This window comes from Chryseosolibacter indicum (genome assembly GCF_018598585.1).
Lineage (GTDB): Bacteria > Bacteroidota > Bacteroidia > Cytophagales > Cyclobacteriaceae > Chryseosolibacter > Chryseosolibacter indicus.
Genome location: NZ_JAHESD010000020.1, coordinates 48777 through 62757, shown reverse-complemented (window position 1 = coordinate 62757; position 13981 = coordinate 48777). Strand labels below are relative to the sequence as shown.

Below are 13981 nucleotides of genomic sequence, written 5' to 3'. Positions count from 1 at the left end.
TTTATGAAGAGAAGAAAATTTTTGGCTATTACAGGAGCAAGTGCCGCGGGTCTCGTCTTATCCGTTGGCGCGTTTGGTGTTACATTACCTGGAATGGAAAAACTTATTGTTTCTATGGTAAAGGAAGACGTAAGCCAGCTCAACGTGAAACAGGAAGACATAAAGCGGTATGCGGCGGATGTGGTGAAGCACGACCCCTTTCGCTTTGGTGATAAAAAATGGAAATTTCTTGCTGCGTACTCTCGTCTTAAACCGCTTGGGCTCCCCCTGCCTTATGAGGGACTGTATACAGAGCTTCGATCAATAGTAACTGGCAACTTTTTACTTTCAACCAATTACTTCTGGGAAAAACTGGGAGACAATGACGAAGTAAAGTACAGCGGAAGAATATTTACGCCTTATAATTATCCATGTGGTAATCCCTTTTCAAATCTATATTATCCTAATATTACCTGAGCTGATAAAAACTGAACATAGTGTAAATAACATTTTTACTAAACGGCTATGTTAACTATAAGTGGTGCTATTGCGGGTTCTGTTTTAAAATAGCATCTAATGTCTTACGTCTGACATATATTTAAAATCAATCTAAGTAATACCAGCAACACTGATTTCTATAACATTATAGAAGTTTGTTGTCAGTATAATTTTTATTTATCGACTTCTCTTCTAACTTTATAGCAAGCCCATTTATTAGCTCTAGCCCATGAGTTGATAGATGGGTTTTTCGTCTTGTAATTAGTACTGATATGTCAGGTGAGAAATTGAAAAGCTGGACCTTTTACTTTACACTGGTAGTTATCTTTGTTTCGTCCGTATCACTTATTGGGTGGATCTTTGATATTTCTTTTTTATTAGGACCTGATCAAGGGATCATCGCCATGAATCCTGTTGCGGCTATTACTTTTAATTTATGTGCTATTACTTTATTACTCATCAGAACTCAATCTTCACCTCGAAACTATTCATTAGCCAAAGTGCTATCAATAACCGCTATAGTGATAGGGCTGTTAAAACTTTTTAATGAACTAGTCCCGGTATTTAATTACATAGACGAGTTTCTCAGACTTTCTGCAGCTCCGGCTCTCAGAGAATCGTATGGACAGTTTGCTCCAAGCTCTGCTTTTAATTTTATTCTTTTGGGTATTTCGTTGCTCCTGATAAGAGATAGTAAGTATGCTAAAGTAACGCAGGCTCTTTCTATTGTAATTCTTATCGTATCGTGGTTTTCGATATTGGGTTACATTTATAACGTGCCTGAATTTTATGGTCATATTCCTTATATCCCTATGTCTATCCGCTCAGCCATTTGTTTTACCTGTATAGGGCTGGCTATTCTACTTTACTTTCCTGATAAAGGACTAATGCACCATTTCACAGGAGCTTACGAAGGGAGCAGATTGGCCAGACTGTTGTTACCTACTACTTTGGTAGTTCCGTTATTGCTTGGCTACATTAGGTTATGGGGACATTGGCTTGGGTTATTTTCAACGGAGTTTGGTGTATCGCTATTGGTCGTAAGTATTACCTTGATATTCTTTTTCGTTCTTTCGATTAGCATGGTTATTCTCAATAAAAGAGATCTGGTCCGCAAGAAGCAGGAAGAAGAGGTAGTTATTCTAAACGTTAATCTTAAGGAGGCTAACGAAGAGGTTGCAGCACTTAATGAAGAGCTGATTACCTCAAATGAGCAATTGTATGAGCGCAATAATCAACTGGCTTCTTTAAATGAAAGTCTTGTTGCTGCAAATGAAGTTATTAAAGCACAGTCAGACATAATTATAAGACAAAAGGATGAACAGCTTAACCGCGTTCTGGATTCCAGTGATAACATCATCTGGTCCTTTGACCTAACCGGTAAGAATGAAAACTATATGAGCCGTTCTGTACAACGGATTTTTAATAAGCCATATAATGAATTGTTGAATAACAGAAAGTTTTGGTTTGAAGGTGTGGTGGCAGATGATAAATTGATGATTGAAACTGCGGAGCGACTACTTGAGTATTACGGTAAATCGGAAGCCACATACAGAATATTGGATAAAGAAAAAGGAATAAGATGGCTTTACTATAAAGGCAAGATTGTAAGAAACAGTGAAGGTAAGCCAATAAGAGAGGATGGTTTTATCACTGATATCACCTCCCAGAAAAAGACAGAAGAAGAGGTTGAGACATTTCAGAAGAACCTGAACATTATTTTTGAAAATACGCACGAAGGTATCCTTCTGATGGATAAAGTTGGGAAGGTTGTTCTATTTAATGTTTCCTTTAAAAACTTTATGTCTAAGGTTACAGGAAAGCAACCTGAAGTGGGAAAGTATTTGTGGGAGGTAACAACGAAAGAAAGGAGTGAAATAGCAAGGCAGTACTTTTTGCGCGCTTTGTCAGGTGAGGTTGTACAGGCGGAAGCTACGTTTCCTTCATCACATGGAATTATTACCCATTTGCTAAGGTACGAACCTATTTATACCAATAATGTAATTACAAATGTTTGTATCATTTCCGTTGATATTACTGTGCAAAAAGAAAATGAGGCAAACCTAAAGTCCATATTTGAAAATACAGACGATTTATTTACGCTGCTTGATAAGGATTTTAGGATAGTAACATTTAACCGAGGGTCTTTTGAATTCTCGAAGGACTTATTGGGTAAAGAGATTCAAAAAGGTAAGAATATTTTTGAATACGTGCGCGATGATTATAAGCAGAGATTTAGAGATGTACTTACTCAAGTAGAATTAGGTAACATTGTCAGATACAATACCGAATATGAAAAAGATTCTTTAACACAATGGTTTAATGTATCTGTTTCTCCGGTTAAAACAGACCAGAATAATCAGATCGGATATTGTATAACCTCTCATAATATAACGGCACAGAAGAATGCTCAGGAGAAAATTGTTCAAAGCGAAGAACGTTTTCGTGCGCTGGTAGAAAACACAGAGGATATTATAGGCCTTACGGATAGTAAAGGCAAGCTTGTGTATGTGAGTCCTGGCGTAACTAAAATTACAGGTTATAGTATAGAGGAGTTTTTGGAACTTGGTGGATTAACCTTGGTGCATGATGACGACAAAGTAGCGTTTGAATCATTTGTTGCAAGTCTTTTTGAAAACCCCGGGCACTTATTCTATATTCAGTTCCGATCGAAACATAGGCAGGGCCATTACCAATGGATGGAGGGTACGGCAGTAAATCTATTGGATAAGAAAAATGTCAATGGCATCGTAACTAATTTTCGTGATATTACTGCAAGGAAGAATGCGGAGGCTGACAAAAATATCATTCTCCAACAACTTCTTAATCAAAACAGTGAGCTGCTTCAGTTCTCCTTCATAGCATCTCATAACCTTCGAGGTCCGGTTGCCTCAATGCTTGGCCTCTTTCAAATAATAGATCAATATGAAATGAATAAGGAGGTTCAGGGATTGCTTCAAATGTTTCATAAAACTGTAGGCAGGCTCGATGATGTTATTAAGGATATAAATAAGATTCTTGATATCCGGAATAACTATGTTGAGCAAAGAGAATGGATATCTTTTTCAAAGATTGCAAGGGAAATTATACAGTCATTTGAAGGGCAATTATGCGATATTGACTCTGACGTATCTATTGATTCACATGCAATAGATGAGTTTTTTGTTATAAGAAGTTACTTCTACAGCATTATATATAACCTTATCTCTAATGCAATAAAATATAAGGTTACCAATCGCAAGCTGATAATACGACTAGCAACGTTTAAAAATAGTGAAGGTTATGGCTTTTCAATCTCCGATAATGGTAAGGGAATTGATTTGAAAAAATATGGTGCAAAACTTTTTACGCTTTACCAGCGCTTTCATCTTGAAGTAGAAGGCAAAGGACTTGGATTATTTTTGGTAAAAACGCAGGTAGATGCGTTAAATGGAGCCATAGACGTTGAAAGCAGTGTAGGTAAAGGTTCAGTTTTTATAATAAGGTTTCCTGCTGTCGCTGAATAATGCTTGTCGAACTTACACAATGAAAATGTTGCACAACTTTATAAATCAATAATTCCATTCTCTTCACTTCTTGATAATCGAAAAACAAATCATTACATTGTATAGATTGCCGAAATGCAATCTCTTGTGCGGAATGATGTTTTAACCTTTCGAAATAGATATGAAGAAGATGGCCATTTATCTTTTGTTGTTTCCCGTTTTTTTGATTTTGGGTTGTGATAAAGAAGAAGATGATGTAAATATTAGTGACGTAGAAATCAAGGTAACGAATACAGCAGGTGTTGCACAGCCATCAATTAATGTTTACTTATTAAAAGCCACTCCTTTGGAAGCTGAGGGAAGTAACGCAACAAATGCTTTAAAGGCTGCAGTTACTGATGTGAATGGTATTGCAAACTTTGATATGAGTACTTTAACTTCTTTAAAGAATGGAGAGGTAGTTTATTTTACAGCATTAGAAAAGACTGCTACAGGAGATTATAATGTAATAGGTTCTATAGATTGGAATGTTGATACCAAGGACCAAACGGTGAGAAAGACCATCGTAATTTCGGAATCTGATGATTCGGGAACAATCACACCTTACGCTTACGGATTTTTGCCCTCAACCATTTCTTCTACGCTTGCTATGAGCGAATATGACCGATGGAAAAGGCTAATGGTTGTTACATGTAGTGATGGACTAAGAGTAGTAGCAGACCCTTCAACGGAAACAAAGGTTGAAGCGATAGGTTTTGGAATGTTGCTCGCGGCCTATGCAAAAGACAGGGCTACGTTTGATGGCATCCACAGGTTTTATAATAGTAAGCGTACAGCACAAGCTAAAAATATGATGGCGTGGTCTGTTACTTGTAATGGAATAATCGATCCGGGTAGTGCTACAGATGGCGATCTTGATGTTGCCTTTGCCCTTATTGTAGCGTATAAACAATGGGATGCACCATCCTACCTCGATGCTGCGAAATCCATTCTGAAAATAATCAGAGACAATTTGGTAAAAGAATGTTCTGTAAACGACCAAAGTGTGTTAATCGTTGGTCCGGGTTATAATAATATAGCCTGGGGAGGTTGTCAGGAAATGGATATTATGTATCACACACCTGCATTCTTCCGTGTGTTTGCTGAAGTTACTGGTGATAACACATGGAATAACTTAGCAGATGATACCTATATTACATTAAACGCAAGCGCACATCCTGTTACTGGTTTGGTTCCGGATTGGCAGACAGCAACAGGAACTCCAGGCCCCAATAATAGAGCAGGACACTATGGATACGACGCATGTCGTGCGCCCTGGAGAATAACTTTAGATTATCTCTGGAATGGAAACGATAAAGCAGAAGCCTGGTCAAGGAAAATATCGAACTGGGCCTCTCTGGTTGGACCTTCAAAGATCGTTGATGGATACGAGCTTAATGGAACGCCAAGAGGCACCAACGGCTTGAATAGTGCTTTTCTAGGCGGATTTGCTGTTGCAGCCATGGCAAACAGCCAGACAACGGTGAACACGTTTGGCCAGGAATTGAGCAAATTAAACGATACTTATTGGTTCAACTTAAATACCAGATGTTTATACTTGTTTACACTGAGTGGTAAATTTTGGGATCCGCTAAAGAAGTAGTTAGGGCTCTAATTGCTAATTAGGGTATGACCTACGTATATCCTGGTAGTTTTTCATTTTTATCTGACTTCTTTTTTTTGCCTTTTGTATCGGTCTAATACTGCTGGAAATCTAATTGCTTGTCTGGCTTAATCTTTGTTTTAATCTTCATACCTTATTTATAGTTCAGTGATGAAGATTTTAGCATGTTTATTCTCGTTACTATGTTCCGTTGGTTTTGCTCAAAACTTTTCTGTATCAGGAAAAATACAAGATAGTTCAGATAGTAGTTCTCTCATAGGAGTTTCCGTATGGTTATATCCTGCCCAGGACACAACTATACGCAGCGGAGTTGTCACAGATGTAGAAGGAAAGTTTTTGTTTAATAATATTTCAGAAGGTAATTATGTACTCGGTATTTCTTATTTGGGTTATTCTTCACGAAAAGTCGCAGTGAATATAAGAGGTGCTTCAATAGATCTTGGAAATATTAAACTGTCACAGGGAACAACAACCTTAAAAAGTGTTGAAATAGCCGGGAACGCAATACAGGTAGAACAAAAAGGTGATACGGTTCAATATAACGCCAATGCTTTTAAAACAAACCGCGATGCCTCTGCTGAAGATTTAATTGCAAAGATGCCGGGAATGACATCGGACAATTCAGGTCTTAAAGTACAGGGAGAAACTGTACAACAGGTATTGGTAGACGGAAAGGAATTTTTCGGAGATGATGCAGCACTTGCGTTAAAGAACTTGCCTGCGGAAATTATTGATAAAATAGAAGTATTTGACCGGATGAGTGAGCAATCACAGTTTTCCGGATTTGATGACGGACAAACAAGGAAGACTGTGAATATAGTTACAAAGAAGGGAATGAACAATGGACAATTTGGAAGAGTGTATGCAGGCATAGGTCAGGACGGTCTTTATTCTGCAGGAGGAAACATCAATGCTTTTAAGGGCACTAGCAGACTTTCTCTTGTCGGCCTTTCTAATAATGTCAATCAGCAAAATTTTAGCAGTGAAGATTTGCTAGGTGTTATGAATACTTCCGGTGGAGGTGGCCGAGGAGGACGCGGCAACCGCGGAGGCGGCCAACGCGGTGGAGGTGAGAACAATTTTTCTGTTGGTCAGCAAAATGGAATATCTACAACACATTCCGTTGGCTTAAATTATAGTGATGAGTGGGGTAAGAAAATGAAAATTAGTGGAAGTTACTTCTTCAACGCTTCCGAAAACGAGCGGATTACCGACCTGAACAGGCTTTATATTACTGCTCTTGATAGTGGCTTGGTCTATCGGGAAAGTGATCGCTCTAACAGCAAGAACTACAACCATCGTTTCAACGGCAGACTGGAGTATTCCATTGATTCAGCAAACTCTCTTGTTATAACACCTCGTCTTAGTTTCCAACAAAATGATGCACGTTCTCTTCTTAATGGCAGCTATTCGGGAGTGCAAAGTAATTTTTCGAGAATGTTGACTAACCAGAACAATGCAGACAATAGCGGTTACAATTTTGCCAATAATGTACTGTTTAGGCATCGATTCAAAAAAAGAGGAAGATCACTTTCTGTAGGAATAAATACAGAGATAAATAATAGAGAAGGAAATACCTCCCTGTTTTCTATGGATGATGAGATGGAAGAAGGTGAAACAAATGTACGAGATCAGCAGTCAGATAATTTCACCGATACCTGGTCTATATCTCCTAACCTGGCATTTACAGAGCCTGTAGGCAAACGCGGTCAGTTGCAATTAAATTATTCACCAAGTTATAGGAATAGTAAGACGGATAAGAAAACTTTTAACTATGCCTCTTCTACTGAAACCTATACTGTACTTGATAGTTTACTCTCCAACACTTTTGATAACGAATATATTACGCAACGTGGAGGTGTAAGCTACAGGTACAACAACAAAAAGCTCAATTTTAACACCGGTTTAAATTATCAGCAGGCGCGACTAATTAGTGATCAATCTTTTCCTTACGTCTTTTCTGTAGACCGTTCTTTTAGCAACGTGTTGCCACAATTTTCATTAAATTATAAATTCACATCAACAGAAAATGTGCGAATTCAATATAGGTCTTCTACTAATGCACCTTCTGTTTCGCAATTGCAGAACGTAATCGATAACAGGAATCCCTTGTTTTTGAGAACAGGGAATCCAGATTTGTCGCAGGACTATAGTCACAATGTCACCATTCGTTATGGTAACACAAATCCGAATGCGTCATCTAGTCTTCTGGTAATGGTAAATGCAGGACTCACACAAAATTATATTACCAACACGTCTATAATAGCAGTTAAAGACACAGTTGTAAATGGTATTACGTTAACACGAGGTACACAGTTATCTTTTCCTGTTAATGTAGATGGGTATCAAAACGCAAGAACAATGATCACCTATGGCATCCCTCTTTCCGTAATCAAGTCAAATGTTAATTTTACTTCAGGTTTAAACTATAATCGAATCCCTACACTTATTAATGGAGCTCAGAACCTTGCTCGCAATTATGGAATCAGTCAGGGTATTATTATTAGCAGTAACATTAATGAGAAAATAGATTTTACAGTCGGCTATACTGCAAATTATACTATTGTAAAGAATTCGCTTCAGCAGCAATCAGATAATAACTATTTAAACCAGAATTTGAACCTTCGGCTAAACTGGATCTTTTGGAAAGGATTTGTTTTTTCAAGCAATCTTAACACCATTATGTATAACGGTTTGTCAGCGCAGTTTGATCAATCGATATGGTATTGGAATGCAGGCTTGGGATATAAATTCCTGAAAGATCAATCGCTGGAGGTTAAGTTAAATGCTTTTGACATTCTTAATCAGAACAACAGCATTAGCCGTGACATTACTGAGACTTTTATAGAAGACCGGGAGAGCAATGTACTTACCCGGTACTTCTTATTTACGGTTACCTATAGGCTGGGCAACTTTAATTCTCGTCGTTAATTAGAATTTCTATAGTTCATCAGCACTGGGACCATAGCTTCCTGGTATGGGTATATTTAATAGTCGTAGATAAACTCCAAGTTGCGCTCTGTGATGAATAACTTGGCTGAAAGCCATTCTCAGTACATCGCGTTTGGGATCAATGCTGAATATAGTGCTCCCGCTACGCAAAGTCCAAGGTTTATCTAAAACTTCTTCCTTACCGTCTTTAAGATGCTTGCGACCGTCTTCAACTGACTTTTCAAAATAAGCCAACAGTTCCGCAGTAGTATTTACATCTTCTACCTGATAAGGGTTGTTCTCAAAATCAAGCTCGTCCGTGTTAAAGACCATACCTATCCAGGTAGGAAGTTCAGCTATATGGGCTGCAAGCCTTTTTATGGTCATACTTTTAGGATGGGGTTGCCAGTTAAATTTATCTGTTGGAACCTGGGTTAACATCTTTCTTGTAGTGATTGCTTCCTTTTCAAATTCCCGACGTAAGGCTTCAAGTTGTGTCATTGCTTTATTGTTAATTATGAAGCAAAGAAGCGATGAACGTGTGACAAGCGTATGTCAGCAGGGTTTAACTACTTAAAATATTTTGTAACCTTTTTTTATTTTGAAGGTAATACCTGGGCTGGTCAATGTTATTAATTACAGTTCAATACGCAGAAATGCAGTTTGGATACATTTTTATGGGACTTGCGACAGCAAAGAATAATTATTGTAAATGATACAACTTAATTTGGAGAAAGTTCATCATAAGAACATAATGTAACCATCATGCTTAAAAACTTCTTTACCCTCGCGCTCAGGAACCTTTTGAAAAGGAAATTGTATTCGTTCATCAATATTTTCGGTCTTGCTATTGGTGTAGCCGTGTGTCTTGTTATCCTTAAGTATGTTGATTTTGAATTAAGCTATGACCGCTTTCACAAAAAGGCGGAAACAATCTATAGAAACACTACAACCTATTTTCAGAACGGGGAGCTACGAGGTACTAATGTTGTTTCAGGGTATGCACTCGGACCTTCTCTCGCTTCTGATATCCCGGAAGTAAAGACGTATGTCCGTACGCATCCGATGTATGGAGGCGCTGTAGCGGCATATAAAAGAAATGAGGGTGATCCTTCCATCTTCCAGGAAGATAATATGCAGTTTGCCGACTCCACCTTTTTCGATGTTTTTACTTATGAAGCTCTTCAAGGCAACCTGAATACAGCTCTTGATAACCCCAATTCCGTTGTAATAACAAAAGAAACTGCTACGAAGTACTTTGGTAAAGAAGATCCATTAGGGAAGACGTTTCAGATTTCCGGAGGGTGGGCGGATGGAGATTATGAAGTAACTGCAGTACTAAAAGAGGTGCCGCAAAACTCACATTTCGACTTTGATTTTCTCTTTCCAATACATAATCTGTTAAAAGGCGAACAATACCAACAGGATAAAGATGGCTGGGGATGGAATAACTTTATAACATATGTTCAGTTTCACGACCGTATTGATATAAAATCAGTGGAAGCAAAGATTCCGGCTTTTGTTGAAAAGTATCGGGGTAAGGAACTTGCTGAGTCCAACGGGAAAGTGGTCTTTAATTTTCAGCCTATTCTTGATATTCATCTTAGCCCTGGGCTAGATCTTGAATCAAGCCCCACCGTAAGCATTAATTCTATATACTTCTTTATTATTATCTCAGTTTTCATTCTTGCTATTGCGTGGATCAACTACATTAACCTCTCTACAGCGAGGGCGATGGAAAGAGCGCGTGAAGTAGGTATTAAGAAGGCTGTAGGAGCAGTCAAAGGCCAGCTAGTTTGGCAGTTCATTAGTGAATCGGTGCTTGTTAATCTGCTCGGTGTTGTATTAGCCGTGCTGATAGCGCTTGCGTTACTGCCTGTGCTTGGTGAAATAGTAAATAAGAATTTAAGATTTGATTTTGCAGATTATAGATTCTGGCTTATCCTGTTTGGGTTATTTGTTACAGGGTCGCTTATCTCTGGCGCATACCCTGCTTTCGTACTCTCTTCTTTTAACACCACGCAGGTGCTTAAGGGAAAGGTAGAGAATTTAACGAGTGGTTTCTCACTACGGAAAGCATTAGTTGTATTTCAATTTGCTTCATCATTAATTCTTATTGCCGGTACTTTTACTATCTACAGGCAAGTGATATTTATGCGCAGCCAGGATAAGGGCCTCACCATGGAGCAGATGCTTATTGTAGACGGACCAAAAGTTGTAGATTGGAAAACAGGTAAAGAAAGAAGAGCCCGATTAACGACCTTTAAAAACCAGCTTGCTGAAGTACCTGGGGTACGCAAAGTAGCAACATCGGCGTCTATTCCTGGTGGCGGGTATAACTGGGGAACAAGTATGAGAAGAGACGGCGCACCTCGTGAAGAGAACAAAGGGGGAAGTGTTGTTTGGGTAGATCCGGACTTTATTGAAACATACGGAATAAAGATTCTCTCAGGAAGAAACTTTAACCCTGCCATTCGTTCTGATATGGAATCAGTTTTGGTAAATGAAGCGGCGCTTAAATCTTTTGGCTTAGGAGATGCCGAGCATGCACTTCAGGAACGTATTGTGTTAGGTGGTGACACTGTAGCTATTCTGGGTGTTTTAAAGAATTATCATTGGAACTCGCTGAAGATTGAGCACTCTCCGTGGCTATTAAAAGCAGATACCATTGCAGGAAGGAATTATTCAATTCACCTTGAAAGTAAAAACATGCCTGAAACCATTAGTAAAGTAGAGGCGCTGTTTAAAGAAGCTTTTCCCGGTAATCCATTCAATTACTATTTCCTTGATGACTTCTTTAACAAACAGTATAAAGATGAACAACAATTTGCTAAGATATTTAGTCTTTTTGCCGTACTGGCAATTATCATTGCATGTCTCGGTTTGTGGGGTTTAGCCTCTTTTACTACCACATTAAAGTTAAAAGAAATAGGAATAAGAAAAGTATTGGGAGCGTCAACACGAAGCATCATGTCGCTATTGTCGTGGCAGTTTTTTAAACTCGTATTAATTGCATGTTTGATTTCTATACCATTAACATGGTACGGTGTTGATCAATGGCTTGGTACATTTGCCTTTCGGATAGGCATCCAGTGGGACTTGTTTGTTGTTCCAATTGTTATTTTAAGTGTAATAGCGCTGGGTACTGTAAGTCTGCAGATTTTGAGAGGCGCAAATATTAATCCGGCTAAAATATTACGATCTGAATAAGCTCTTGATCTAAGAGAATAATATGGGAAAGAAGGCTGTTTCAAAAAGTTCAATAACTTATGGGACAGCCTCTTCTTGTGTTATAAATTGGGGAGTGTGAAATAAAATGTGGCCCCAACGCCGGGTTCTCCATGCGCCCATACTCTTCCTCCGTGTTTATTTACAATTCTTTTAACAAGGGCAAGGCCAATACCGGTGCCGTCGAAATCTTTCATGCCATGAAGGCGTTGAAAAACACCAAATAGCTTATCAGCATACTTCATATCAAATCCGGCACCGTTATCTTTAATACAAAAACCATCTTCACCTTGGTTGCTGAAAGACCCAATCTCTATTACAGGTGAACCTTTTTTACTGGAGTACTTGATTGCATTTGAAATCAGGTTCAACCATACCTGACTAAGCAAAGCATAATCACCAAAAGATGTAGGGATGTCGTGAATAAGAAATTTAATCCTGTCCGAGGATGGCTTTAGCTCCCGGATGACTTCATTTACCAAGACATTTGTATTGATATCTGTTTTCTCAGTTCCTTTCTTCCCAGTTTTGAAAATTTAAGAAGGTCATTAATAAGATTGTTCATCTTATTTCCATTCTGTTGAATGGTTTCAAGGGCACCTTTTCCTTCAGCTGTTAGGTTTTCAAAACTTTCCTCTTTGAGAATATCTGAATAACCTAGAATCGATCGTAGTGGGGCTCGCAGATCATGAGAAACAGAATATGAAAATGCTTCAAGCTCTTGGTTAAGTGATAATAACTCCTGATTTACGATTTCGAGTTGAGCTGTTCTTTCTTTTACACGATGCTCTAACTCGTTGTACACATTAATATTTTCTATAGTTACGGCAGTGATATCGGCTAAAGATTGCAGAATTGCAACTTGTTCTTGAGTGGGTATATGTTTCTCTGCCCAATAATTTCCAATGGCTCCAATAGGAGCAAGGGTTCTGATGGGAACCATAGCAAGACTCTTAACAAAAGTAGGGCGATAAGCATCGTGAGGAATTCTGTTGTCAAGGTAAATATCTTCAATGACAGCGGGCTGCCTATTGAGCATAGCCCAACCACTGATGCAACTATCAATCGGGAAACGACTTCCTTTCCATAATGGGCTAATGGCATCTTCATCGGCATAAAAACAACGATCACCATCGCGTAAAACAAAGGCAGCGCCGTCAGCTCCCGTTAAATGTCTTGCTGCAAATCGTACAATTTCTATCACGCTATCAAGACTTCTCGCAAGTGAGAGCTCCTGTACCGTATTCACTAAAAGCCTCATTGATTCTGCATTCATAGTCTGAATTTAATAGCATAGTTACTTTTAGAGAAGGTATCTCAAATATAAAAAAATCCATATAACAACAAAGGAGAATTACAGGTTAGAACACACGTGAGAGTTGATAGGAATTAATTAACTTCTTAATACTTCACTTTTGACTTAGTCCTTCCCCACGTGCGAGCGCGCTGTCTTATTTATGTTTTATTTAAAAAAATATTTTATTACAGATATTCAAGAATTTGATAATTTAACCTTTAAAACCTTCTTTTTATTGAATAAGATGATTAAAGAGTGAAAGAGTATTCTGAAGATGAACTGGTTCATGGGATTAGCGAAGGAGATGAAATCGCTTTTAAGTTCGTCTTTGATCAATACTACAGGCCATTAACCCTTTTTGCTTTAAAATATGTAGCGGATATTGAGGAGGCAAAAGAAGTAGTTCAAGATTTTTTTGTGCGTTTTTGGTATAGGCGCAACTCACTAAAGATTACATTTTCATTGAAGATGTACCTATATCAAAGTGTAAAAAATGCATGTTTGAATTATTTGGAAACGAATAAAGTTAAGCAACGTCGAATGCAGAACTACAGTCAAGCGGTCCTCTCAACAGAGAACGCACTTGAGAACTTGATATTAGCAGAGCAGGAAGAATTACTCATGAAGGCCATCGACAAACTACCACAAAAATGCCGTGAGATTTTTGTGTTGAGCAGGATGAATAAACTTTCAAATCAAGCTATTTCAAATCAACTTCAGATCTCTGTGAAAACAGTTGAAGCCCAAATATCCATTGCTTTAAAACGTTTGCTTCAGTCGCTTATAACCCTTCTGGTTTTCCTTTTATTAAGATACTAGCCAGCCTGTAAGCCTTCAGCCTAAAATTTTTTCAGAAACTTTTTAGGGGTTGTCTTCCGATTTCCTGTCTCAGGAACAATT

General features: G+C 38.3%; 9 protein-coding genes. 6 read left to right on the top strand and 3 right to left on the bottom strand.

The window, feature by feature from the left end; translation table 11 throughout:
• Positions 1-3: 3 nt before the first annotated feature.
• From KK060_RS10935 to KK060_RS10920, 4 genes are all read left to right on the top strand, one after another.
• Entirely contained in the window at positions 4-456 is a 453-nt protein-coding gene (locus KK060_RS10935; RefSeq protein ID WP_254153767.1) for a hypothetical protein, read from the top strand.
• 293 nt (positions 457-749) lie between these two features.
• Positions 750-3983 (top strand): PAS domain S-box protein, encoded by a 3234-nt coding sequence (locus KK060_RS10930; RefSeq protein ID WP_254153766.1) that lies wholly within the window; start codon positions 750-752, stop codon positions 3981-3983.
• A 160-nt stretch (positions 3984-4143) separates the two neighbouring features.
• On the top strand, positions 4144-5604 hold the full coding sequence (locus tag KK060_RS10925) for a family 8 glycosyl hydrolase (RefSeq protein ID WP_254153765.1): 1461 nt from the start codon (positions 4144-4146) through the stop codon (positions 5602-5604).
• Positions 5605-5775: 171 nt separating this feature from the next.
• Entirely contained in the window at positions 5776-8556 is a 2781-nt protein-coding gene (locus tag KK060_RS10920) for an outer membrane beta-barrel protein (protein WP_254153764.1), read from the top strand.
• 9 nt (positions 8557-8565) lie between these two features.
• On the opposite strand, the gene KK060_RS10915 is transcribed toward KK060_RS10920, so the two are convergent.
• The gene (locus tag KK060_RS10915; protein ID WP_254153763.1) at positions 8566-9057 is read right to left on the bottom strand and encodes a DinB family protein; all 492 of its coding nucleotides are present in this window, start codon (positions 9055-9057) and stop codon (positions 8566-8568) included.
• A 264-nt stretch (positions 9058-9321) separates the two neighbouring features.
• Here KK060_RS10915 and KK060_RS10910 point away from each other — a divergent pair, with 264 nt between their 5' ends.
• Positions 9322-11766 (top strand): ABC transporter permease, encoded by a 2445-nt coding sequence (locus KK060_RS10910; protein WP_254153762.1) that lies wholly within the window; start codon positions 9322-9324, stop codon positions 11764-11766.
• Positions 11767-11846: 80 nt separating this feature from the next.
• Here the strand turns inward: KK060_RS10910 and KK060_RS10905 are convergent, their stop codons facing one another.
• A complete protein-coding gene (locus KK060_RS10905) occupies positions 11847-12266 on the bottom strand; it encodes a sensor histidine kinase (RefSeq protein WP_254153761.1) in 420 nt (139 codons plus the stop codon).
• Positions 12260-13060 carry a sensor histidine kinase gene (locus KK060_RS10900; protein ID WP_254153760.1) on the bottom strand — a complete coding sequence of 267 codons (801 nt, stop codon included), beginning with the start codon at positions 13058-13060 and terminating at the stop codon, positions 12260-12262. The genes KK060_RS10905 and KK060_RS10900 overlap by 7 nt, the downstream gene beginning before the upstream one ends.
• A 276-nt stretch (positions 13061-13336) precedes the next feature.
• Between KK060_RS10900 and KK060_RS10895 the strand changes: the two genes are divergently transcribed.
• Positions 13337-13900: an RNA polymerase sigma-70 factor gene (locus KK060_RS10895; protein ID WP_254153759.1), complete on the top strand. Its 564-nt coding sequence runs from the start codon at positions 13337-13339 to the stop codon at positions 13898-13900.
• Positions 13901-13981 lie beyond the last annotated feature (81 nt).